This window comes from Bacillus infantis NRRL B-14911, from assembly GCF_000473245.1.
Taxonomy (GTDB): Bacteria; Bacillota; Bacilli; order Bacillales; family Cytobacillaceae; genus Bacillus_AB; species Bacillus_AB infantis.
The window spans coordinates 60,720-83,084 of record NC_022524.1; the positions used below are offsets into that span (position 1 = coordinate 60,720).

Annotated in this window: 19 protein-coding genes and 2 tRNA genes; 19 read left to right on the top strand and 2 right to left on the bottom strand. The window is 48.4% G+C overall.

The features are described from left to right. Window positions 1–6: 6 nt before the first annotated feature. The 13 genes from N288_RS00325 (at window position 7) to N288_RS00385 (ending at window position 12,794) form a co-directional block, all read left to right on the top strand. Window positions 7–963: a ribose-phosphate diphosphokinase gene (locus N288_RS00325; RefSeq protein WP_009796168.1), complete on the top strand. Its 957-nt coding sequence runs from the start codon at window positions 7–9 to the stop codon at window positions 961–963. Window positions 964–1,146: 183 nt separating this feature from the next. Then, the gene (locus N288_RS00330; protein ID WP_009796167.1) at window positions 1,147–1,782 is read left to right on the top strand and encodes a 50S ribosomal protein L25/general stress protein Ctc; all 636 of its coding nucleotides are present in this window, start codon (window positions 1,147–1,149) and stop codon (window positions 1,780–1,782) included. 66 nt (window positions 1,783–1,848) lie between these two features. Continuing rightward, window positions 1,849–2,412 carry an aminoacyl-tRNA hydrolase gene (gene pth / locus N288_RS00335; protein WP_009796166.1) on the top strand — a complete coding sequence of 188 codons (564 nt, stop codon included), beginning with the start codon at window positions 1,849–1,851 and terminating at the stop codon, window positions 2,410–2,412. Between the two features lie 132 nt (window positions 2,413–2,544). After that, window positions 2,545–2,775, top strand: coding sequence for an anti-sigma-F factor Fin family protein (locus N288_RS00340; RefSeq protein ID WP_022543206.1), 231 nt, complete (start codon window positions 2,545–2,547; stop codon window positions 2,773–2,775). Window positions 2,776–2,856: 81 nt separating this feature from the next. After that, window positions 2,857–6,396 carry a transcription-repair coupling factor gene (gene mfd / locus N288_RS00345; protein WP_009796164.1) on the top strand — a complete coding sequence of 1,180 codons (3,540 nt, stop codon included), beginning with the start codon at window positions 2,857–2,859 and terminating at the stop codon, window positions 6,394–6,396. A 265-nt stretch (window positions 6,397–6,661) separates the two neighbouring features. Next, complete coding sequence (gene spoVT / locus N288_RS00350) at window positions 6,662–7,198, top strand: stage V sporulation protein T (RefSeq protein ID WP_009796163.1); 537 nt, start codon at window positions 6,662–6,664, stop codon at window positions 7,196–7,198. A 201-nt stretch (window positions 7,199–7,399) separates the two neighbouring features. Then, window positions 7,400–9,001 carry a putative polysaccharide biosynthesis protein gene (locus tag N288_RS00355; RefSeq protein ID WP_009796162.1) on the top strand — a complete coding sequence of 534 codons (1,602 nt, stop codon included), beginning with the start codon at window positions 7,400–7,402 and terminating at the stop codon, window positions 8,999–9,001. Between the two features lie 6 nt (window positions 9,002–9,007). Beyond that, window positions 9,008–10,468 carry a bifunctional methyltransferase/pyrophosphohydrolase YabN gene (gene yabN / locus N288_RS00360; RefSeq protein ID WP_009796161.1) on the top strand — a complete coding sequence of 487 codons (1,461 nt, stop codon included), beginning with the start codon at window positions 9,008–9,010 and terminating at the stop codon, window positions 10,466–10,468. Between the two features lie 14 nt (window positions 10,469–10,482). Next, a complete protein-coding gene (locus N288_RS00365; RefSeq protein WP_009796160.1) occupies window positions 10,483–10,752 on the top strand; it encodes an RNA-binding S4 domain-containing protein in 270 nt (89 codons plus the stop codon). A 128-nt stretch (window positions 10,753–10,880) separates the two neighbouring features. Then, a complete protein-coding gene (gene yabP / locus N288_RS00370) occupies window positions 10,881–11,183 on the top strand; it encodes a sporulation protein YabP (protein WP_022543208.1) in 303 nt (100 codons plus the stop codon). Beyond that, entirely contained in the window at window positions 11,180–11,806 is a 627-nt protein-coding gene (yabQ, locus tag N288_RS00375) for a spore cortex biosynthesis protein YabQ (RefSeq protein WP_009796158.1), read from the top strand. Before yabP ends, yabQ begins: the two co-directional genes overlap by 4 nt. A 23-nt stretch (window positions 11,807–11,829) precedes the next feature. Next, window positions 11,830–12,237 (top strand): FtsB family cell division protein, encoded by a 408-nt coding sequence (locus N288_RS00380; protein ID WP_009796157.1) that lies wholly within the window; start codon window positions 11,830–11,832, stop codon window positions 12,235–12,237. Between the two features lie 86 nt (window positions 12,238–12,323). Further along, entirely contained in the window at window positions 12,324–12,794 is a 471-nt protein-coding gene (locus N288_RS00385; protein ID WP_009796156.1) for a S1 domain-containing RNA-binding protein, read from the top strand. A gap of 370 nt (window positions 12,795–13,164) precedes the next feature. Here N288_RS00385 and N288_RS00390 read toward each other — a convergent pair. Both N288_RS00390 and N288_RS00395 read right to left on the bottom strand, forming a co-directional pair. Further along, window positions 13,165–13,236, bottom strand: a tRNA-Glu gene (locus N288_RS00390). 16 nt (window positions 13,237–13,252) lie between these two features. Next, window positions 13,253–13,326 (bottom strand) — tRNA-Met (locus N288_RS00395). A 332-nt stretch (window positions 13,327–13,658) separates the two neighbouring features. Here N288_RS00395 and spoIIE point away from each other — a divergent pair. From spoIIE to ftsH, 6 genes are all read left to right on the top strand, one after another. Next, entirely contained in the window at window positions 13,659–16,136 is a 2,478-nt protein-coding gene (gene spoIIE, locus N288_RS00400; protein WP_022543209.1) for a stage II sporulation protein E, read from the top strand. Window positions 16,137–16,225: 89 nt separating this feature from the next. Next, on the top strand, window positions 16,226–16,963 hold the full coding sequence (locus N288_RS00405) for a vWA domain-containing protein (RefSeq protein WP_009796154.1): 738 nt from the start codon (window positions 16,226–16,228) through the stop codon (window positions 16,961–16,963). Further along, entirely contained in the window at window positions 16,932–17,924 is a 993-nt protein-coding gene (locus N288_RS00410) for a serine/threonine protein kinase (RefSeq protein WP_009796153.1), read from the top strand. The genes N288_RS00405 and N288_RS00410 overlap by 32 nt, the downstream gene beginning before the upstream one ends. A 211-nt stretch (window positions 17,925–18,135) precedes the next feature. Next, window positions 18,136–19,524: a tRNA lysidine(34) synthetase TilS gene (gene tilS / locus N288_RS00415; protein ID WP_009796151.1), complete on the top strand. Its 1,389-nt coding sequence runs from the start codon at window positions 18,136–18,138 to the stop codon at window positions 19,522–19,524. Between the two features lie 22 nt (window positions 19,525–19,546). Next, a complete protein-coding gene (gene hpt, locus N288_RS00420; protein WP_009796150.1) occupies window positions 19,547–20,092 on the top strand; it encodes a hypoxanthine phosphoribosyltransferase in 546 nt (181 codons plus the stop codon). Between the two features lie 143 nt (window positions 20,093–20,235). Continuing rightward, window positions 20,236–22,224, top strand: coding sequence for an ATP-dependent zinc metalloprotease FtsH (gene ftsH, locus N288_RS00425; RefSeq protein ID WP_009796149.1), 1,989 nt, complete (start codon window positions 20,236–20,238; stop codon window positions 22,222–22,224). Window positions 22,225–22,365 lie beyond the last annotated feature (141 nt).

Sequence of the window (22,365 nt, forward strand, 5' to 3'; positions counted from 1 at the left end):
GTTAACATGTCGAACCAGTATTTAGATCCAAACTTGAAGGTGTTTTCCCTGAATTCAAATCGTGATCTGGCATCGGAAATTGCAAAGGTTATCGGAGTGGAGCTTGGAAAGTGCTCTGTTACGCGTTTTAGTGATGGAGAGATCCAGATTAACATCGAGGAAAGCATCAGGGGCTGTGATGTATTCGTGATCCAGTCTACAAGCTCTCCTGTAAACGAGCACTTGATGGAGCTTCTGATCATGATTGATGCACTGAAGAGGGCTTCTGCCAAGACAATCAACATTGTTATGCCTTACTACGGCTATGCACGCCAGGACCGCAAGGCGAGAGCCCGTGAACCGATCACGGCCAAGCTTGCAGCCAACCTGCTTGAAACGGCAGGGGCGACGCGTGTCATCACGCTGGATCTTCATGCGCCGCAAATCCAAGGCTTCTTCGATATCCCGATCGACCATCTGATGGGTGTGCCGATTTTGGCCGATTATTTCGGAAACAAAGATCTGGATGGCGATATTGTCATCGTATCACCGGACCATGGGGGAGTAACCCGCGCACGCAAGCTTGCTGAGCGCCTGAAGGCTCCAATCGCCATCATCGACAAGCGCCGTCCTAAGCCGAATGTCGCGGAAGTCATGAATATCGTCGGAAATATCGACGGCAAGATTGCTATCCTTATCGATGACATCATCGATACGGCCGGCACGATCACCCTTGCTGCGAACGCCCTGATTGAAAATGGCGCGAAGGAAGTCTATGCGTGCTGCACACATCCTGTGCTGTCAGGGCCGGCGATCGAGCGGATCCAGAACTCAAATATTAAAGAACTGGCTGTCACAAACTCCATTGCTTTGCCTGAAGAAAAGAAAATCGCAAAAGTCAGGGAGCTGTCTGTAGCCCCTCTTATCGGGGAAGCGATCATCCGCGTCCACGAGGAGCAGTCTGTCAGCACTCTGTTCGATTAATTCAGCAATATAAGAGGCTTGCCGCAGGGCAAGCCTTTTATGCTATACTCATGTTATAAAACTGCTTGCAGGCAAATGTGTTTAAAACATCTCCATTTAGGGCATTTTTAAAAAGATAAGTATGCAGTCCATTTGCATGGTTCATTTTAATTACACCTTAAATTGAGGAAGGGGACGTTTTTTATGAGCACTGTACTTCAAGCCAAAGAACGAAAAGAATTCCGCAATTCCAATCTGACGCAGCTGCGCAATGAGGGGAATATTCCTGGTGTTGTTTATGGGAATAAAATCGAAAGCAAAGCAATTTACCTGAATGGCCCTGATTTTATCAAAACAATCCGGGAAACAGGCAGGAATGCTGTTTTTTCTCTTGATGTAGAAGGCACAAAACATGATGTGGTGCTGAGCGACTATCAGGCGGACCCTTTGAAAAATGAAATCACCCACCTGGACTTCAGGGCGGTTGATATGTCGCAGGAAATCACGGCAGAGGTGAGGATCGAGCTGGTCGGCGATGCGGCAGGCGTCAAAGACGGCGGAGTCCTTCAGCAGCCTGTCCATGAGTTATCTGTATCGGCCAAGCCGAATGACATTCCGCAGAGCGTAGAAGTAAACATAGCAGATCTCCAGGTCGGAGAAAGCATTACGGCCGCAGATATTAAAGCGGGCCGCGGCTTCACGATCAATACGGATGATGAAACAGTCATTGCTTCCATCCTTGCGCCAAGGCAGGAAGAGGAAATAAGCACAGGCGAAGAGCAGGAGCCAGGCATCCCTGAGAATCAGGAAGGCCGGGAAACTGAAGCAAACGAAGAGTAAACAATAAAGGGTCTGGCCCGCTCTGGTCAGACCTTTTCTTACGTTGATAGGCGGAGGTAATAAGACATGAAATTGTTTGTAGGGCTGGGGAACCCAGGGAAAGAGTATGAGAAAACAAGGCATAACATAGGCTTTGATGTTATTGACAGGCTGTCCGGGAAGCTGAATATCCCTTTGGACCAGGCAAAGTTCAAGGGTGTGTTCGGCATGGGGCGCGTCGATGGAGAAAAGGTATTTCTTCTAAAGCCGCTTACATATATGAATCTGTCAGGAGAATCGATCAGACCGCTGATGGACTATTATGATATTGACACAGAAGATCTGGCTGTCATCTATGATGATCTTGATTTGCCGCCGGGGAAAATCCGGCTCAGGCAGAAGGGCAGCGCAGGCGGCCATAATGGCATCAAATCAACAATTGCGCACACAGGCACACAGGAATTCAGCCGCATCCGCGTCGGGATCGGGCGCCCTGAAGGCGGGATGAAGGTGACTGATTATGTGCTCGGCCGTTTTACAGCAGAAGAGCAGAAGGTCATGGATGAGGCGGCAGACCGCTCGGCTGATGCCTGCATAGATTGGATCAGGAAGCCTTTCCTTGAGGTCATGAATCAATATAACCAATCTTAGCTTTTCATTATTTCATTTGGCCTTACATATGATAAAGTTAAGTTAGCGTTTTCTGCTGCGCTCTGTAAGTGAATAAGATTCCTTCCCGGGGCAATACTAGCAATAACAATTGTTAGACAGGGAGGGACAGGCATGGCACTTCATTATCATTGCCGCCATTGCGGCATGAAGATGGGAACGCTGGATAACTTGTCAATGCATGCAGAAAGCCTTGGGTTCCATAAATTGAATGAAGAAGAACGCCAGGATATGATTCTCTATGGGTCATCCGGGGATATACACATAACATCGATCTGCGAGGATTGCCAGGAATCACTGGAAAGAAATCCTGATTACCATCAGAACGATTACCTTATTCATTAAAAAGCTTTGGACGGACACTCCAAAGCGTTTTTCTGTTTTCATATGCACACATAACGACTTAGGACGAGAGGAGGGGTTGCCATGCTAGGATTAAAACAGCTTTTCACCCGGCAGGATGATATCAAGACAGTCATCACCGGAGTGAACGGGGGGCTGAAAGAGCAGCTGGTGGCCGGATTGACCGGCTCGGCACGGACGCTTTTCCTTGCCTCTATATATGAGCAGACAAAAAAGCCTATGCTGGTTGTAACTCACAATCTTTTACAAGCACAGAAATTATATGATGATATTGTCAATCTGATAGGCGAGGATGATGTATATCTTTATCCCGCCAATGAACTGATCGCATCGGAGCTGAGCATTGCAAGCCCCGAGCTGAGGGCGCAGAGAATCGACGCGCTCAACCATTGGAGCGGGAAGGGCACCGGCATTGTCATTATCCCTATGGCCGGGATGAGGAAGGTGCTTCCGCCTCCTTCCCTTTGGAAGAAGCGCCAGCTGATATTAAAGCTTGGCGATGATATAGAAATAGAGGAGCAGCTTCTTGAGTTTGTCAAAATGGGCTACAGCCGAACTGATATGGTGTCATCCCCGGGAGAATTCAGCGTCAGGGGCGGCATCATGGACATCTATCCGCTGACCGAAGCAGATCCTATCAGGATTGAGCTGTTTGACACCGAAATTGACAGCATCCGTTCTTTTTCCCTGGAAGACCAGCGATCGAAAGAAAAGCTGAAGCAGGTCCATATCGGCCCTGCAACCGAGAATCCTTTTGAGGATGAGCATTATGACAGGGTATATGAGAAGCTGGAAAAAGGCCTTTCAGCCAGTCTGAAGAAGCTGAAGGATGAGAAGGCAAAAGAGCTGCTGGCCCAGAATATCGGGTATGAACTGGAGCAGCTCCGGAACAGGCAAAGGCCTGAGCAGATGTTCAAATACCTCTCCTATGCTTATGAATCCAATAATAGTTTGCTAGATTACCTTCCGCAGGATGGGCTGATTTTTATCGATGAAATCAGCAGGGTCCAGGAGATGAATGAGTCCCTTGAGAAAGAGGAGGCAGAATGGTATACAAGCCTGCTTGGCGAAGGAAAAATTGTCCATGACGTCAAAATTTCCCACAGCCTGAAGGAATTCATCGCCCGGTCTTATCAGCCGATCGTTTACATGTCCCTATTTTTAAGGCATGTCCCGAATACGAATCCGCAGAATATCATCAATGTCTCCTGCCGGCAGATGCAGAACTTCCACGGCCAGCTGAATGTGCTGAAAAGCGAGCTGGAACGCTGGAGGAAGAGCGGCTTCTCTGTTTTGTTCCTCGGCCCTGACATGGCCCGGGTCAAGAAGCTTCAAAGCGTTTTGGCCGACTATGAAATTGAGGCTGCTGTCATCGAGCCTGATAAAGAAGTGCTGAAGGGCAAGTTCCAGATCACGGAAGGAAGCCTGCAGACAGGCTTTGAACTGCCGATCCAGAAAATTGCCGTCATCACGGAAGAAGAGCTTTTCAACAAGAAAACAGCAAAGCGGTCACCGCGCAGGCAGAAGCTTTCGAATGCTGAAAGAATCAAAAGCTATTCAGAGCTTAAAATCGGCGATTATGTTGTCCATGTGAACCACGGGATCGGCAAATATCTTGGCATTGAAACACTCGAAATCAATGGCCTTCATAAGGATTATCTGAATATACGCTATTCAGGCAGCGATCAGCTGTATGTTCCGGTCGATCAGATTGATCTTGTCCAGAAGTATGTAGGGTCCGAAGGCAAAGAGCCGAAGATCTATAAGCTTGGCGGCAATGACTGGAAGCGTGTCAAGAAGAAGGTTGAAAGCTCTGTTCAGGATATAGCGGACGATCTGATCAAATTGTACGCCGAGAGGGAAGCGTCGAAAGGTTATGCATTCTCTCCTGACGGGGACATGCAGCGCGAATTCGAGTTGTCCTTCCCTTACCAGGAAACAGAGGATCAGCTGAGGTCCATCCATGAAATCAAGCTGGATATGGAAAAAGAGCGGCCGATGGACCGCCTCCTGTGCGGCGATGTTGGCTACGGGAAAACTGAGGTGGCGATAAGGGCTGCCTTCAAGGCAATTGCGGACGGCAAACAGGTGGCCATCCTTGTGCCGACAACGATCCTTGCCCAGCAGCACTACCAGACAATGAGAGAAAGGTTCCAGGAATACCCTGTTGAGATCGGGCTCTTAAGCCGCTTCCGGACAAAGAAGCAGCAGACCGAGACAGTCAAGGGCCTTAAAAACGGCACCGTTGATATTGTTGTCGGCACCCATCGCCTGCTCTCAAAGGAAATCATTTATAAAGACCTCGGGCTGCTCATCATTGACGAAGAGCAGCGGTTCGGCGTCACTCATAAAGAAAAGATCAAACAGCTCAAAACAAATGTTGATGTCCTGACATTGACTGCGACGCCGATTCCCCGGACCCTGCATATGTCGATGCTCGGCGTGAGAGACTTGTCTGTCATCGAGACACCGCCGGAGAACAGATTCCCGGTCCAGACCTATGTAATGGAATACAATGGCGGACTTGTCCGTGAAGCCATCGAACGGGAGATGGCGCGGGGCGGCCAGGTATATTTCCTGTATAACAGGGTTGAGGACATCGAACGGAAGGCAGAGGAAATCTCCATGCTTGTACCGGATGCCAAGGTGGTTGCCGCCCATGGCCAAATGACTGAAAATGAGCTCGAATCAGTTATGCTGAGCTTCCTTGGAGGAGAAGCGGACGTCCTCGTCAGCACAACGATCATTGAAACGGGAGTCGATATCCCGAATGTGAACACCTTGATCGTATTTGATGCAGACAGGATGGGGCTCTCCCAGCTGTACCAGCTGAGGGGGCGGGTTGGCCGCTCAAACAGAGTTGCCTATGCGTATTTCACCTACCGGAAGGATAAAGTGCTGACTGAAGTGGCAGAAAAGCGCCTCCAGGCCATCAAGGAGTTCACGGAGCTGGGGTCAGGATTTAAGATTGCGATGCGCGATCTTTCCATCAGGGGTGCCGGCAATCTGCTCGGCTCTCAGCAGCACGGATTCATCGATTCTGTCGGCTTTGACCTGTATTCCCAGATGCTTAAAGAGGCGATAGAAGAACGGAAGGAAAATCCGGAAACATATAAAAAGCCTTCTTTGGAAATCGATCTTGAAATCGATGCCTACATCCCTGATGCTTATCTGGCGGATGGAAACCAGAAGATTGAAATGTATAAAAGGTTCCGCGGCATCGACTCGATGGATGAGGTCGAAGGGCTGAAGGAAGAAATGACAGACAGGTTCGGAGATTATCCGGATGAGGTCGCTTACCTGTTCCGGGTCGCCGAGATGAAGGTCCATGCCCAGGAGGCCGGTGTAGAGCTCATCAAACAGTCCAAGGCTGAAGTCCTGATTCTCTTGTCAGAGGAGGCAAGCTCTCTGATCGACGGACAGAAAATCTTCCAGGAAAGCACCAAACATGGACGGATGGTCGGCCTCGGCATGGAAGGCAAGAAGCTGAAGATGGTCATCCAGACAAAGGGTTACAGTACAGACAAATGGCTTAACACCGCCTATGATATGATTCTTGGAATAGATAAGGCCAAAAAGAAGCAGCAAAATCCAATATCGTAAAGTAATGGAAAAGTTCCTGTCACCTAAATGAAATGAGAAAAGTGTTTAATTAGAGTAGACAAGGGTATTTCAAATGGTAAGGATTTTTATACTGGAATGTTTATCCTATTGAGGAAATGTTATCACCCGAGAGAAAAAATATTTGCAAGTGTATAGAACTTTCCATATGAAAGATACTAAGTTCAAACATGGAGAAGATTTCAACAAAAGGAAGCAGAAATCTACTCCTGCTAAAAATCATCAGATGAAAGTGAGGCAACGCAGGATGAAAGCAACTGGTATAGTTCGTCGTATCGATGATTTGGGTCGTGTAGTAATCCCGAAGGAAATCCGCAGGACACTGCGAATTCGTGAAGGTGACCCGCTGGAAATATTTGTAGACCGCGATGGTGAAGTCATCTTAAAGAAGTACTCGCCAATCAGCGAATTAAGCGATTTTGCAAAAGAATATGCAGAAGCTCTGTATGACAGCCTTGGAAACCCGGTCCTGATTTGTGACAGGGATACATTTATCGCAACGGCAGGCGGATCAAAAAAGGATTATCTGAACAAAAACATCAGTGATCTGCTGGAAAAAACAATGGAAGACAGAACTTCTGTCCTCGTCAACACTCAAGGTGAGTATGCCCTTGCAGATGGGAATGAGGAAAGCCTTTCTGCTTATACAATCGGTCCAATCATTGCCAATGGCGATCCGATAGGGGCAGTCATCATTTATGCGAAGGAAGATTCGCTTGGTGATGTAGAACAGAAGGCTGTAGAAACGGCAGCTGGATTCTTGGCAAGGCAGATGGAGTCCTAATACCAATTTTGTATCTTATAGAGATGAAAAGGGGCAGCCTGGCTGCCTTTTTTCTATGGGAAAAATGAAAATGAATGCTTCAAAGCTATTTGTTTTATGACAGACGGATAACGAAACAAGGTTAATGCGCTATCATCCCATCCTGCGGCCAATAGTTATGCTATAATACTTTTCGAATTCATTATTGGAAGGAGATGGGCAATGAAGCCCGTTAATCAATCAGGAGATCTGTTCAAAGGAGCCCTGATCCTTGCAGCTGCAGCTTTGATCACAAAGGTTTTGAGCGCAGTTTACAGAGTCCCCTTCCAGAATATCGTAGGGGATGTCGGCTTTTATATTTACCAGCAGGTATATCCTTTTTACGGGATTGCCATCGTGCTGTCTACATACGGTTTTCCGGTCGTGATTTCAAAGCTTTATGCTGAACAGGCAAAGAGCAGGAAAGAAGCTCTTCAGCTGCTGGCGGCCTCCGGTCTTTTCCTTTTGGCCGCTGGTCTGGCTGCTTTCTTGATAATGTTTGCCGGGGCAGATTGGATTGCTTCGCAAATGGGAGATCCAAAGCTGGGTATCCTTTTAAGGACTCTTTCACCAGCCTTCCTTCTTCTGCCGGCGACAGCTCTTCTCAGGGGTTATTTCCAGGGCCGTGGCGACATGCTTCCGACTGCTGTTTCCCAGGTGGGAGAGCAGGCCATCCGTGTGGCGACCATTTTGGCTGCTGCGTTCATCCTCATGAAAGAAGGAGCATCACTATATACAGCCGGCAGCGGGGCCATTTTCGGTTCAGTGACAGGAGGCATTGCTTCTGCAGTCATCCTGTCCGCCTTTTTCTGGCGTGTGATAAAAAAGGAAGCAGCTGGGGCAGCGGGTATTGAACTGAGTGGAAAAGCAGTCCTGAAGACGATGAAAACCATCGCTCTCCAGGGTGCGGCCATCAGTGCGGCTTCTATGCTGCTCATCCTTCTTCAGCTGGCAGATTCTCTGAATCTGTATTCCCTGCTTGTATCGGCAGGGCTGGATGCTGAAGAGGCAAAGAAGCTGAAAGGGATTTATGACAGGGGCCAGCCGCTCATACAGCTTGGGACCGTTATTGCCACCTCAATGTCGCTTTCCCTTGTTCCGCTCATCACAGCTGAAAAACTGAAAAACAATCAGAAGTTCCTTGCTGAAAAGGCAGGCCTAGCCCTCCGTGTCAGCCTGCTCTTTGGGACAGGTGCGGCCTTAGGATTATGGGCCATTATCAAGCCGGTCAATATCATGCTGTTTGAGAATGCGGAAGGATCAGAAGTGCTCGCAGTGCTGAGCCTGTTCATTTTCTTTGCCTCGATCATCATGACCCTGGCGGCCATTCTGCAGGGGCTGGGCCACACCTTTTTCCCGGCGGCAGTGATTATTGGAGGCTTCGGGATAAAATATATCCTTAACATTCTGCTTGTGCCGGCTGCAGGGACGATGGGAGCAGCTATTGCTGCATGTGCAGCACTCGCCGTTGTGCTGCTTGTCCTGCACGCCAGGCTCCGCTTCTTATTCCGGCAGCCTTTAGTGCCGGGCCGCTTCATCCTGGGGCTCGGAACTGCTGCTGCTGTCATGCTGCTGTATTTGAAGGCCTACCTGCTGGCAGCAGGATCTTTGGCAGGGGAAGGGCGCCTTGCGGCCGGCCTTATAGCTTTAAGTGCAGCTGCAACAGGCGGAATTGTATTCATGCTTTTAGCTTTAAAAGGAGAGACTTTTAGAAAAGAAGAAATCAGCATGCTGCCTTTTGGAAGCAAGCTGGGCTATTTGCTGCCCGGCAGGAACAGGAGATGATTTGACATGAATAAGATTACGATTTACGGCCTTGGGGCGGGAGACCTTGAACAGCTGCCCTTTGGCGTCTATAAAGCTCTTCAGGCTGAGGGGGCGGTATATTTAAGGACAGAGGACCACCCGGTGATCCGGGAGCTTCAAGATGAAGGGATGGCTTTTCAATCATTTGATCGTATATACGAAAAGCACAGCCGCTTTGAAGAGGTATATGAGGAAATTTGCGATATTCTCCTGGCGAAAGCAGCAGATAGGGATGTTGTCTATGCTGTACCGGGCCATCCGCTGGTTGCGGAGAAAACGGTTCAGATTCTGCTTGAGAAAGGCCCTGTGCTGGGAATTGATATCGTGATTGGGGGAGGCCAGAGCTTTCTGGACGCCCTGTTTCAGGCACTGAAAATAGATCCGATCGAAGGCTTTCAGCTGCTGGATGCCACTGATCTGAAGAAAGATGAAGTGATGCTTAAGCATCATATGATCATCGGGCAGGTGTATGATACCTACGTGGCGAGCAATGTGAAGCTGACCCTGATGGAAATGCTTCCGTACGATTATGAAATTTATATTGCCACGGCAGCAGGGAGCAGCAGGGAAAGCATCAGGAAGGTGCCTTTGTTTGAGCTTGACCGGGAAGCGGAAATCAATAACCTGACCTCAGTCTATGTGCCGCCGGTAAAGGATGAAACCCTCCTTTACAGGGAATTCAGCAAGTTCCGGGAAATCATCGCCGCATTGAGGGGGCCGGACGGCTGTCCGTGGGATCTCAAGCAGACGCACCAATCGCTCAGGAAATACTTGATCGAGGAAGCTTATGAGCTTATCGAAGCGATTGATAATGAAGATATCGACCATATGATCGAGGAGCTGGGAGATGTCCTCCTGCAGGTAGTTCTGCACGCGCAGATCGGGGAAGATGACGGCTATTTCTCTATAGATGATGTCATTCAGGGTGTCAGCGAAAAAATGATCCGCAGGCATCCCCATGTTTTTGGCGACGCCTCGGCGGATACAGAAGAGCAGGTGCTGAAAAATTGGCAGGAAATCAAGGCTGAAGAAAAAGGAGCAGTTCCTGAGTCGCTCTTAAGCGGAATCGTCAAATCAATGCCGCAGCTGCTCCAGGCGGCGGATATCCAGAAGAAAGCAGCCGGCGCAGGCTTTGACTGGCAGGAAATCGGGCCGGCTTGGGAGAAGGTTAAAGAAGAGCTGTCTGAATTTGAAGAGGAAATGAACCGGGACCCGCGGTCAGAAGAGGCAGCAAAAGAGTTCGGCGATATCCTGTTTGCACTCGTGAATATTGCGAGATTCTGCAAAATCGATCCGGAGCAGGCGGTCTTCACGACCAATCAGAAGTTCATCAGACGTTTTAAGTATATTGAAGATAAAGTCAGGGAGAGCGGCCGGGACTTCAGCGGATACAGCCTGGAAGAGCTGGACCGGTTCTGGGATGAAGCGAAACAGCAAGGACTATAAAGGGGGAGACAAGAATGAGACTGGATAAATTTTTGAAGGTATCAAGACTGATTAAAAGAAGAACGCTCGCAAAGGAAGTGGCTGACCAGGGAAGGATCCTGATCAACGGACAGCAGGGGAAGGCCAGCTCAACCGTAAAGGTCGGCGATGAGCTGACGGTCAGGCTCGGGCAGCGGATTGTAACAGCGAAGATCGAGCGCCTCCAGGAAACAAGCCGCAAGGAAGAAGCCGCTGAAATGTACACCATCCTGAAGGAAGAGCGCACCGGCCAGCAGGAAAATTAATGTTTAAGTCAGCACCAGCGGGGAAACAGGTATTGTATAATGGCCGGACCTGACTGAATTGTTCTAAACGGCCCCCCTCCCTCATAACATGTACAAAAGGTTGTACTATGCGATTGTGGGGGATGAGGATGAGTCAATACTATGAATCAAACACAGGCAAAAGCAATGCTCCTGATCATGATGTCATCATGAGGGGACGAAAGCTTCTGGATATTACCGGCGTCAAGCAGGTCGAAAGCTTTGATAATGAAGAATTCCTTTTGGAGACAGTCATGGGCTTCCTGGCCATCCGCGGCCAGAATCTCCAGATGAAGAATCTGGACGTGGAGAAAGGGATCGTATCCATTAAGGGGAAAGTATTTGACCTCGTATATATGGATGAACAGCAAGGGGAAAAAGCTAAAGGGTTCTTTAGCAAGATATTCCGATGACCCTTTCTGCGCAGTTTCTTACCATGCTTGCCATGATTGGCATGGGAAGCGCGTTCGGCGCGTCGCTCGATACATATAACCGCTTCCTGCGCCGCGCCAAAAGAAAAAGCTGGATTGTCTTCATCAATGATTTTTTATTTTGGAGTCTGCAGGGACTTGCTGTCTTTTATGTATTGTTCGTAATCAACCAGGGCGAGCTGAGGTTCTACATCTTTATTGCCCTGTTCTGTGGATTTGCCGCCTACCAGAGCCTGCTTAAGCAGGGGTTCCTCCGGCTGCTTGAAATTTTGATAGGAGCGATTGCCGCGATATTCCGCTTTTTTGTCAGAATGGCACACCTTTTGGTTTATAAACCGATCCAATCGATCATCATGGGTATTATTTCACTTATTGTGCTGCTCGGAAAAGGCATACTGGCCCTTATGCAGCTGGTACTTAGGATCATATGGACCCTTTTAAAAGTGATTTTAAGCCCTGTCAAATGGATTTGGTCACTTTTTTGGTTTATTTTGCCGAAAAAGATTAAAAATAGCGTCGAGAAGTTATATAATAAATTGGCAGGAAATTTACACACATTCAAGAATAACTTAAACAGCTTAATAACCAGATGGAAAAATAAATAAATGGGCAAGGAGGGGCTGCGAGAGTGAGTGCCATCAGGAAACGCAAAGTAGCAAAAATCGAGACAAACTATGCCAAACAGCAAGAGAATGCAGAGATCAGCACAGCCAGGAAGAGAGTCCTGCTTATCCGCAGGCTGACTGTCTTTTTCGTTGGCGCTGCAGCCATCGCCGTATTGATGATCTCTACACTCGTCACGCAATCCTCTGCTCTTGAAGAAAAGGCCCTCGAAAAAGAGAAATTTGAAAAGAAGCTCGCCTCCCTTAAAAAGAATGAGGTCCTCCTGGAAGAAGAAATCGTCAAACTGAATGATGATGAATATATAGCCAAGCTTGCGAGGAAGAACTATTTCCTTTCCGAAAAGGATGAAATCATCTTTAATCTGCCTGAGGACAAGGACGGAAAGAAGGAAAAGGAAAAAACATCCGAGTAGCAGTCTTATTGACACTCTTTTTTGAAATTCTGTATAATATAAAGTAAGTTTAATTCTTTTAATCTTTAAGGAGGCAAAATCTTTTTATGTCAATCGAAGTAGGCAGCAAGTTACAAGGAAAGGTAACCGGCATTACAAACTTCGGCGCGTTCGTAGAACTGCCGGAAGGTTCAACCGGTCTTGTCCACATTAGTGAGGTCGCAGATAACTATGTTAAGGATATTAATGATCACCTGAAGGTCGGTGACCAGGTAGAGGTTAAAGTCATTAATGTGGAGAAGGATGGAAAGATCGGCTTATCCATCAAGAAAGCAATAGACAGGCCAGAGAGACCTGCCAGACCAGAAAGAACTGACAGGCCTGAACGCCGCGATTCACGGGGCGGATATTCCGGATCCCAGCGTCCGCGCCACGGAAGATCCAATGACAGCCGTCCGCCAAGAGAGAACTTTGAGTCTAAAATGGCCAAGTTCCTGAAAGACAGTGAAGATCGATTGGCCTCGCTAAAACGCAATACTGAATCCAAACGCGGAGGAAGAGGCGCTAAACGAGGATAACTTGCTGCTGATTTTTTCTATATATTGCATGACCATGACAGGCCGAGGGGCTTGTCTTTTTTTTGCGCTTTAACAGAACGAAAAAACACCTGCTCCCAATTGAGCAGGTGTTTTTGGATGTATGGGAAGAATCAGACAACCATCGAGTCTTAATTTAGGTCTCAAAAATAGAACTAAAAAGACGCCTTCATTTCTGAGGCGTCTTAAGCTTGTCGGCTCTGAGCAAGCCGCTTCCGCATTTCATTGTCCAGCTGCGGGTGCTAGCCCCTCGAGTCTTAAGCCACCTCAGAATTGAAGGCAAAAGACGCCATCATTTCTGAGGCGTCTTAAGCTTGTCGGGGCTGGGCAAGCACCCTCCGCATTTCATGTATGACCCCTACGGGATTCGAACCCGTGTTACCGCCGTGAAAGGGCGGTGTCTTAACCGCTTGACCAAGGGGCCGTATTAAAGATAAGGATAGCGGCGGAGGGGATCGAACCCCCGACCTCACGGGTATGAACCGTACGCTCTAGCCAGCTGAGCTACACCGCCATAATATAAGCACAAGGAATATAATACAAAGGATTGACCGTGGTGTCAATAATATTTTAAAAGAAAAATGTCGGTTCTCCTTTTTTTCGGTTCGCCAATTTTTTTTGACGGGCAAATCGCGCTTTCAAGGCATTATCAACCTCTTTTTGAGTGAATATTCAAAACATAAATTATATTTTAGGGATTATCTTCCATTATATTGTTTGCTTTTTTGTTATTAGGAGGAAAGCCGTCGAAAGAAAAACATGGGCTTGTCTCCTCTTTTGACAAACTTTTATGCATAACCAATTTTATAATAATCAGCAACGATACAAATACGGGGAGTGGAATAAATGGAAAAGGCGGAACAGACGGTAATGGATCCTGCTGGGGAAGTTGATTTCAACGGATCGAAGCTCGAATTGGCAAAAGGCCTTCACAAGTTCCAGATGAAGATGGAGGCCTTTTTTATCAAAAAGGGCTATATCCTTCTATTGATCGGATTTCTCTTGGGAAGGGCGCTCATCCTGGCGAAATTGACGCCCTTCAGCCTGCCGTTCTTTGCAGCGGTCTATCTGATCAAGAGGGATAAGGCACCGCTGGCCCTGATTGGGCTTACTGCCGGTGCATTCACTTTATCTATGATGAATGCAGCATCAGTGTTTGGAATCTGCTTTATATTCCTCTTCGCCTTCCGGGTTTCTAAAAAGTGGCTGAAAAATGAAGTAAGGGCCCTGCCGGTCTATACATTTTTCGTATTGGCGATCGGGAAGATTGCAGAAGCTTATATTGTTTCAGGACAGCTGTCGCTTTATGATGCGATGATGGCCGGCGTGGAAGCAAGCCTCGGCTTTATCCTTACTCTGATTTTCCTGCAGAGCCTGCCATTGCTCAGCATATCAAAAAGAAGGCAGTCTTTGAAAACTGAGGAAATAGTCTGCCTGATCATCATGCTAGCCTCAGTCATGACCGGAACGATCGGCTGGTCGGTGTATGACCTGTCTGTTGAACATATATTATCCAGATATCTGGTTCTATTATTTGCATTTGTTGCAGGCGCAACGGTCGGGTCAACAGTCGGGGTGGTGACCGGATTGATTTTCAGCCTGGCGAATGTTTCTAGTTTCTATCATATGAGCCTTCTTGCTTTCTCCGGCCTCCTGGGCGGCCTGCTGAAGGAAGGGAGAAAGCTTGGCGTGGCGTGCGGACTGCTGATTGCCACCTTATTAATCGGGATGTATGGGGAAGGAACGGGTACCTTGCTGAAAACAGTTCTGGAGACTGGTGCAGCAACGGTCTTATTTTTCCTGACCCCGCAGGCGCTGACAGGGAAGCTTGCCAGGCATATACCGGGGACCCCAGAGTATGCGGCGGAGCAGCAGCAGTATATGCGGAAGATGCGGGACGTTACAGCCCAGCGCGTTGCCCAATTCTCGACTGTATTCCAGGCTTTGTCCAAAAGTTTCTCTTCCCATGATAATCCCATTGATTGGGATGGGGAGGAAAGGGAGATGGATTATTTCCTGAGCAATGTCACGGAGAAAACATGCCAGACCTGTTTCAAGAAAGACCATTGCTGGGCAAGGAACTTTGATACAACCTATGAATATATGAAGGAAATTATGCATGAAATGGATGCCCAGCAGGGGACCGTTTCCGGAAGGCTGACAAGGGAGTGGGAAAAACATTGCACCCGCTCTAAAAAGGTATTGGAAACGATGCATCAGGAGCTGACGTTTTATCAGGCAAATCTGAAGCTCAAAAAGCAGGTTCAGGAGAGCAGAAGGCTTGTGGCAGACCAGCTGCTGGGCGTGTCAGAGGTAATGGGCGATTTTGCGAAAGAAATCCAGCGGGAGAGGGAAAATCATCATAAGCAGGAAGAGTCCATCCTCGACGCACTCCAGGGGTTTGACATCCAGATCGAACAGGTGGAGATTTACAGCCTGGAGCAGGGGAATGTCGACATTGATATGACGATCCCCTACTGCAGGGGGCACGGCGAGTGTGAAAAACTGATAGCCCCGATGCTGTCAGATATATTGGGAGAAACCATTCTTGTCAATTCAGAGGAGTGTTCCACATTTGGAAGCGGCAGCTGCTACGTGACTTTCCGATCGGCTAAAGCCTATGCGGTTGAAACCGGGGTGGCCCATGCAGCAAAGGATGGCGGACTGATTTCCGGTGACAGCTATTCGACCATCGAGCTTGGAGGAGGTAAATATGCCATTGCCATCAGCGACGGGATGGGGAACGGCGAAAGGGCCCATATTGAGAGCAAGGAAACCCTCCAGCTGCTTCAAAAGATTCTTCAATCAGGGATAGAGGAGAAGGTTGCGATTAAGTCGGTCAACTCTGTACTGTCATTGAGGACGACGGACGAAATCTTTTCCACTCTTGATCTGGCCATGGTCGATCTGCAAAATGCAGCAGCCAAGTTCCTGAAGATTGGATCGACACCAAGCTTCATTAAGAGAGGCGGCAAGGTCCTCAAGGTTCAGGCAAGCAATCTGCCGATGGGGATATTGCAGGAATTCGAGGTGGATGTGGTCAGTGAGCAGCTGAAGGCAGGCGATCTCCTGATCATGATGAGCGATGGTGTTTTTGAAGGTCCCAAGCATGTGGAAAACTATGACCTGTGGATGAAGCGGAAGATCCATGAGCTGAAAACAGAGGATCCTCAGGAAATAGCCGACCTGATCATGGAGGAGGTCATCAGGTCTCGTTCAGGCCTGATCGAGGATGATATGACTGTGGTAGTATCCAAAATAAAGCATAATACGCCAAAATGGGCTTCCATCCCGGTCCAGAAGCTGCGCCAAAAAGCCAACTGATTATTTTGTCCCTCTCTTCCTCCGAACATGTATATTTCCGTCCTGTTCCGTCGAAAATGGTACCAATAAGGAACAGGAGGGGAGATTATATGAAGACCGGAACACTGAAACAGATTCTGCTTATTACAGACGGCTGCTCCAATCAGGGCGAAGACCCTGTGGCCATGTCAGCTTTGGCGAAAGAACAGGGCATTACGGTAAATGTCATCGGAGTAATGGAGAAGGATGTCATTGACGAACGGGGCATGAATGAAATTGACGGGATTGCCCTCTCCGGGGGCGGGGTAAGCCAGGTCGTATACTCGCAGGCGTTATCCCAGACGGTCCAGATGGTAACGAGGAAGGCAATGACGCAAACACTCCAGGGTGTGGTGAATAAGGAGCTTCAGCAAATATTGGGCGGCTCCCAGACGGTTGAAGACCTTCCGCCGGAAAAAAGGGGAGAGGTCATGGAGGTTGTAGATGAGCTCGGGGAAACAGTCGAGCTTGAGGTGCTGGTCCTCGTCGATACAAGTGCGAGCATGAAGCATAAACTCCCGACGGTCAAGGAAGCCCTTCTCGATTTGTCTTTGAGCTTGAATGCCCGTTCTGGCGATAACCGTTTTGCAGTTTTTGTATTTCCCGGGAAAAAGAATGATGTCGAAAAACTGCTGGATTGGACGCCAAGGCTCGAATCACTGACAAGCATTTTTTCAAAGCTGTCAACAGGAGGCATCACCCCTACCGGGCCGGCAATCCGTGAAGCTTTAAGCTATTTCAAGAAAAAACGTTCACTAAGGAGCCTGCTTTCCCGTGATGATGAACAATACATTGAAGAGTCTATGTAAAGTAAGCCCTGGGACGATTATCGAAGGGAAATGGCATCGCAACCGGTATACGATTATAAGGGAGCTTGGCTGGGGGGCGAATGGGATCGTCTATCTTGCCCAGTGCCGGAATCAGCAGGTTGCCTTAAAGATGAGTGATAATGGAATGTCCGTTACCTCTGAAGTAAATGTGCTCAAATCCTTTGCCAAGGTCCAGGGTTCTGCCCTCGGGCCTTCTTTGCTTGATGTCGATGACTGGGAGAGGAAGGATGCCCGGATTTCCTTTTATGCAATGGAATACATACACGGACCTGATCTGCTCGGCTTCATCCGGCAAAAAGGTCCTTCCTGGACAGAAGTGCTTCTTTCCCAGCTGCTCAGCGATCTGGAAAAGCTTCATCAGAGCGGATGGGTGTTTGGCGATCTTAAGCCGGAAAACCTGATAGTGACTTCCCCTCCTCCGAGGATACGCTGCATCGATGTGGGCGGTACAACCATCAAAGGGAGGGCAATCAAGGAATTTACTGAGTTTTACGACCGCGGATATTGGGGGCTTGGTACAAGGAAGGCCGATCCGCAGTATGACTTATTCGCTGCTGCAATGGTGCTGATTAATCTATATTATCCTAAGCGGTTCAATAAGACTGCAGGTGGCATCGGCCAGCTCAGGGATATGATCAGACAGAACAAAGAGCTGATGAAATATGAGCTTATGCTCATGAAGGCACTGGAGGGAAGGTATGCATCCGCTGCTGAAATGAGGAAAGAGCTTCTTGCATTGCCTGCAGCGGGGCAGCCTGAAAGCCGCACGGCCAGGCGGAGTGCAGCCAGGAACCAGGCTGCCGGTCCTCGGCCAGCCCCCTCACGGACCAGGCAGGGAGCCAAGGATCAGAAGAAGAAAGGCGGATTCCTGGAAACGGTGCTCATTGTCTTTGTTATTTCAGTCCTTTATTTCGTTTATATTTATGGACAGCTGGTCTAAAGAAAAATGATGAAACTTTTCGCTTGTGCATACGTACATAATGGAGCAGGCAGAAGCCCCCTGGATGCGATATGCATTCCATCAGGGTTATGCTTTGGAGATTGCAGGCAAAGATGCTATTCTTAATATAGTAGTTTCCTTCAATAAGGTTATTCACCCATCACCAGGGGTATAAGGGACTATAGATTTTTCAGGTAAGGAAGAATTTATTATGCTTGATGCAAAAGCCGAAGCTTTCCTTCGGCATCATGGTGTGCGGCTTGAAGGCAAAAAGGTGCTTGTAGGCGTGTCCGGAGGCCCCGATTCCCTTGCACTTCTCCACCTGCTGTGGAAAAAACGCAAGGTGTGGGGAGCTGAACCCGCGGCGATTCATTTTGACCATATGTTCAGGGGTGAGGAATCCTATCAGGAAGCCCGATTTGTCCAATCCTTTTGTGAAGAGCGGAACATTCCGTTTGAGATGAGGAGGGAGGATGTATCGGCATATATGAAGGAATCCGGTAAAAGCTCCCAGACGGCGGCGCGCGAATGCCGGTACCGCTTTTTTGAAGAGGCCATGAAGGCATCAGGGGCATCATACCTGGCACTCGGCCATCATGGGGATGATCAGATGGAAACCATCCTGATGCGGCTGACAAGAGGCAGCACAGGGGAAGCAAGATCAGGGATCCCTTTCTCCCGTCCGTTTGGCGGCGGGGAGATCATCCGTCCTTTCCTGTGCCTTGAGCGGGGAGAGATTGAAGAGTATTGTTTAAGCAATGAGCTGGACCCCCGAAGAGATCCGAGCAATGAAAAGGATGTTTACAGCCGAAACCGTTTCAGGAGAAACGTCCTGCCATTCCTGAAGTCGGAAAACCCGCAGGCCCATGTTCATTTTCAGCGTTTCAGCGAAGAGCTGCGCGGCGATGAACAGCTCCTTCAGGAATTAACGGCCCGGGAAATGAATACAGTAATGAAGAAGAAGGAAGATGCCGAAATCACGATTGATGCAGAACGCTTCATGCTAATGCCAATGCCTTTACAAAGGAGAGGTATTCAACTAATATTAAACTATCTCTATCAAGAGAGGCCTGCATCATTATCCGCCTTACATATTGAGAAGATATTTTCAATATTGAACAATCCTCATCCTTCCGGTTCACTTGATTTCCCAAACGGCTTAAAAATTGTGCGATCATACGGCTTTTGCCATTTCAGGTACAGCCACTCTGAGGTGCAAGCCTATCGTTTTGAGATAAATCAGCCCGGAAAAATCGAGCTTCCGAGCGCCGGTGCCCTACTGGCAGGAGAGAGCGGAGATCATAGAGGAACGGCAGATCTGAATTGCTTTGAAGTCAGCAGGGATAATGTGCATTTTCCGCTTATTGTCCGCACCCGCGAAGCCGGGGACAGAATGACGATAAAAGGAATGAACGGGACGAAAAAAGTGAAATCTATTTTTATCGACAGGAAAATCCCTTTGCATGAACGGGACAGCTGGCCCATCGTGACTGACAGCAGCGGGGAAATCCTCTGGATTCCCGGATTGAGCAAATCTGCTTATATGCTGCCTGCAGGTTCTGACACCAGGAATATTTTTTTAACATATATAAAGCATTGATCTTCTAGGGGGCACACTATTCATGAAAAACGATATCGAAAAAGTACTAATTTCCGAAGAGGAACTCCAGGCAAAGACTAAAGAGCTTGCCCAGCAGCTGACTGAGGAATATATGGACCGCTATCCTTTGGCAATCGGCGTCCTGAAAGGGGCAATGCCTTTCATGGGAGACCTTTTGAAGCGCATTGATACGTATCTTGAGATGGACTTTATGGACGTTTCCAGCTACGGCAATTCAACAGTCTCTTCCGGAGAAGTCAAAATCCTGAAAGACCTGGATACTTCAGTGGAAGGCAGGGACATCCTGATCATTGAAGACATCATCGACAGCGGCCTGACACTAAGCTATCTGGTTGAACTGTTCCGCTACAGGAAAGCAAAAAGCATCAAGATTGTCACTCTTCTGGATAAACCGACCGGCAGAAAGGCAGATATCAAAGCCGATTATGTAGGGTTCATCGTTCCGGATGAATTCGTGGTTGGCTATGGCCTTGACTATGCGGAAAGATACCGCAACCTTCCATATATAGGGGTTTTGAAGCCTGAAGTATACACAAACAATGATTAAGCAATCCTATATGTGAGAGGTTTATGACAAGCCTTGCTAAAAGCATGGACCAGCCCGGTTTTCAAAAGTGTAATTTCTTGAATTGGCATGATTTACTATGATACTATACAATATAGTTTGTTTACCGTGGGAGGAGGTAAGGGATGAATCGGATCTTCCGGAATACCATCTTTTATTTATTAATCTTTTTAGTCATTATAGGCGTTGTCAGCTTCTTTAACGGCAACAATGAGCCGACAGACCATATATCTTATGACGAATTCGTCGGTTACCTGGACAGCGGCGAGGTAACAGAGCTTTCAATGCAGCCTGAGCGCGGGGTATTTGAGGTGCGGGGCAAGCTTGAAGGCTATGATGAAGATAAATTCTTTATCACATATGTATGGAACAGCGACAATCTGCTGGACCGCATAGATGAGGCGGCAGCCAATGCGAAGGTGGATGTACAGCCTGCCAAGGAAACGAGCGGCTGGGTAACATTCTTCACTAGCATCATTCCGTTCATCATCATTTTCATCCTGTTCTTCTTCCTGCTTAATCAAGCACAGGGCGGCGGCAGCCGGGTCATGAACTTCGGCAAGAGCAAAGCCAAGCTTTATAGTGAAGAAAAAAAGAAAGTCCGCTTCAAGGATGTTGCTGGTGCGGATGAAGAAAAGCAAGAACTTGTAGAAGTCGTCGAGTTCCTGAAGGATCCACGCAAATTCGCGGATCTTGGGGCCCGAATTCCTAAAGGGGTGCTTCTGGTCGGACCTCCGGGTACCGGTAAAACCCTGCTGGCGCGTGCTGTTGCCGGTGAAGCAGGCGTACCGTTCTTCTCGATCAGCGGTTCCGATTTCGTTGAAATGTTTGTTGGTGTCGGTGCATCCCGTGTGCGTGACCTGTTTGAGAACGCCAAGAAAAATGCACCGTGTATTATATTCATTGATGAGATTGATGCAGTGGGACGCCAGCGTGGCGCCGGACTTGGCGGAGGCCATGATGAGCGCGAACAGACGCTGAACCAATTGCTTGTTGAAATGGATGGATTCGGGGCTAACGAAGGAATCATCATCGTAGCCGCAACGAACCGTCCGGATATTCTTGACCCGGCCCTTCTGCGTCCGGGACGATTTGACCGCCAGATCACTGTTGACCGTCCGGACGTTAATGGACGTGAAGCAGTACTGAAGGTACATGCCCGCAATAAGCCGCTTGATGAGTCTGTAAATCTGAAGGCTATTGCAGCAAGGACGCCAGGCTTCTCAGGTGCCGACCTTGAAAACTTATTGAATGAGGCTGCCCTTGTCGCGGCACGCCAGAATAAGAAAAAAGTCGATATGACCGATATTGATGAGGCGACGGACAGAGTTATAGCCGGACCTGCCAAGAAAAGCCGCGTCATTTCCAAGAAAGAAAGAAATATCGTGGCATTCCATGAAGCCGGGCATACTGTGATCGGTGTCATGCTGGATGAGGCTGAAATGGTCCATAAGGTAACCATCGTTCCGCGCGGCCAGGCTGGCGGATATGCCGTCATGCTGCCGAAGGAAGACCGATACTTCATGACGAAGCCGGAGCTTTTGGATAAGATTGTCGGCCTCCTGGGCGGACGTGTTGCCGAAGAGATTGTCTTTGGCGAAGTCAGCACAGGCGCGCACAATGACTTCCAGCGCGCAACCGGCATTGCCAGGAGAATGGTGACTGAATTCGGTATGAGCGATAAGCTCGGACCGCTTCAGTTCGGACAGTCCCAGGGCCAAGTGTTCCTTGGCAGGGATTTCAACAACGAGCAGAACTACTCTGATGCGATTGCCTACGAAATCGACCTGGAAATCCAGCGCATCATTAAAGAGTGTTATGAAAAAGCAAGAAAAGTCCTTACAGAAAACCGCGATAAGCTTGACTTGATTGCCAACACACTTCTGGAAGTTGAAACTCTTGATGCTGAACAGATCAAGAGCCTTGTGGACAATGGCAAGCTGCCTGACCGCAAAGTGATCGACGCAAGCACAGATGATGTGAAGGTCAATATCAACATCAAGAAAGATGAAGATGCTGTGAAGGAAATCCATCCGGCAGATTCAAATGATCCGGTTGCACCTAAGGATGATGCCGGCCCAACCGGCAGCGCTGACGAAAAGCGCGACCTATAATCGACAAAGAAGCTGACTCAGGAAAGCCACAATCTGGCCGCCTGAGTCAGCTTTTTGCTTTTTGGGAAACAATAAGGGTATCTTTAAATGGGCACAGGCTCAGCAGCAGCGTCTGTTTTCAGGCACGCAGGATCTCCTGGC

Coding starts and splice junctions, on each gene's coding strand:
- N288_RS00325 (WP_009796168.1), top strand. CDS start 7: ATGTCGAACCAGTATTTAGATCCAAACTTGAAGGTGTTTTCCCTGAAT.
- N288_RS00330 (WP_009796167.1), top strand. CDS start 1,147: ATGAGCACTGTACTTCAAGCCAAAGAACGAAAAGAATTCCGCAATTCC.
- pth (WP_009796166.1), top strand. CDS start 1,849: ATGAAATTGTTTGTAGGGCTGGGGAACCCAGGGAAAGAGTATGAGAAA.
- N288_RS00340 (WP_022543206.1), top strand. CDS start 2,545: ATGGCACTTCATTATCATTGCCGCCATTGCGGCATGAAGATGGGAACG.
- mfd (WP_009796164.1), top strand. CDS start 2,857: ATGCTAGGATTAAAACAGCTTTTCACCCGGCAGGATGATATCAAGACA.
- spoVT (WP_009796163.1), top strand. CDS start 6,662: ATGAAAGCAACTGGTATAGTTCGTCGTATCGATGATTTGGGTCGTGTA.
- N288_RS00355 (WP_009796162.1), top strand. CDS start 7,400: ATGAAGCCCGTTAATCAATCAGGAGATCTGTTCAAAGGAGCCCTGATC.
- yabN (WP_009796161.1), top strand. CDS start 9,008: ATGAATAAGATTACGATTTACGGCCTTGGGGCGGGAGACCTTGAACAG.
- N288_RS00365 (WP_009796160.1), top strand. CDS start 10,483: ATGAGACTGGATAAATTTTTGAAGGTATCAAGACTGATTAAAAGAAGA.
- yabP (WP_022543208.1), top strand. CDS start 10,881: ATGAGTCAATACTATGAATCAAACACAGGCAAAAGCAATGCTCCTGAT.
- yabQ (WP_009796158.1), top strand. CDS start 11,180: ATGACCCTTTCTGCGCAGTTTCTTACCATGCTTGCCATGATTGGCATG.
- N288_RS00385 (WP_009796156.1), top strand. CDS start 12,324: ATGTCAATCGAAGTAGGCAGCAAGTTACAAGGAAAGGTAACCGGCATT.
- spoIIE (WP_022543209.1), top strand. CDS start 13,659: ATGGAAAAGGCGGAACAGACGGTAATGGATCCTGCTGGGGAAGTTGAT.
- N288_RS00405 (WP_009796154.1), top strand. CDS start 16,226: ATGAAGACCGGAACACTGAAACAGATTCTGCTTATTACAGACGGCTGC.
- N288_RS00410 (WP_009796153.1), top strand. CDS start 16,932: ATGATGAACAATACATTGAAGAGTCTATGTAAAGTAAGCCCTGGGACG.
- tilS (WP_009796151.1), top strand. CDS start 18,136: ATGCTTGATGCAAAAGCCGAAGCTTTCCTTCGGCATCATGGTGTGCGG.
- hpt (WP_009796150.1), top strand. CDS start 19,547: ATGAAAAACGATATCGAAAAAGTACTAATTTCCGAAGAGGAACTCCAG.
- ftsH (WP_009796149.1), top strand. CDS start 20,236: ATGAATCGGATCTTCCGGAATACCATCTTTTATTTATTAATCTTTTTA.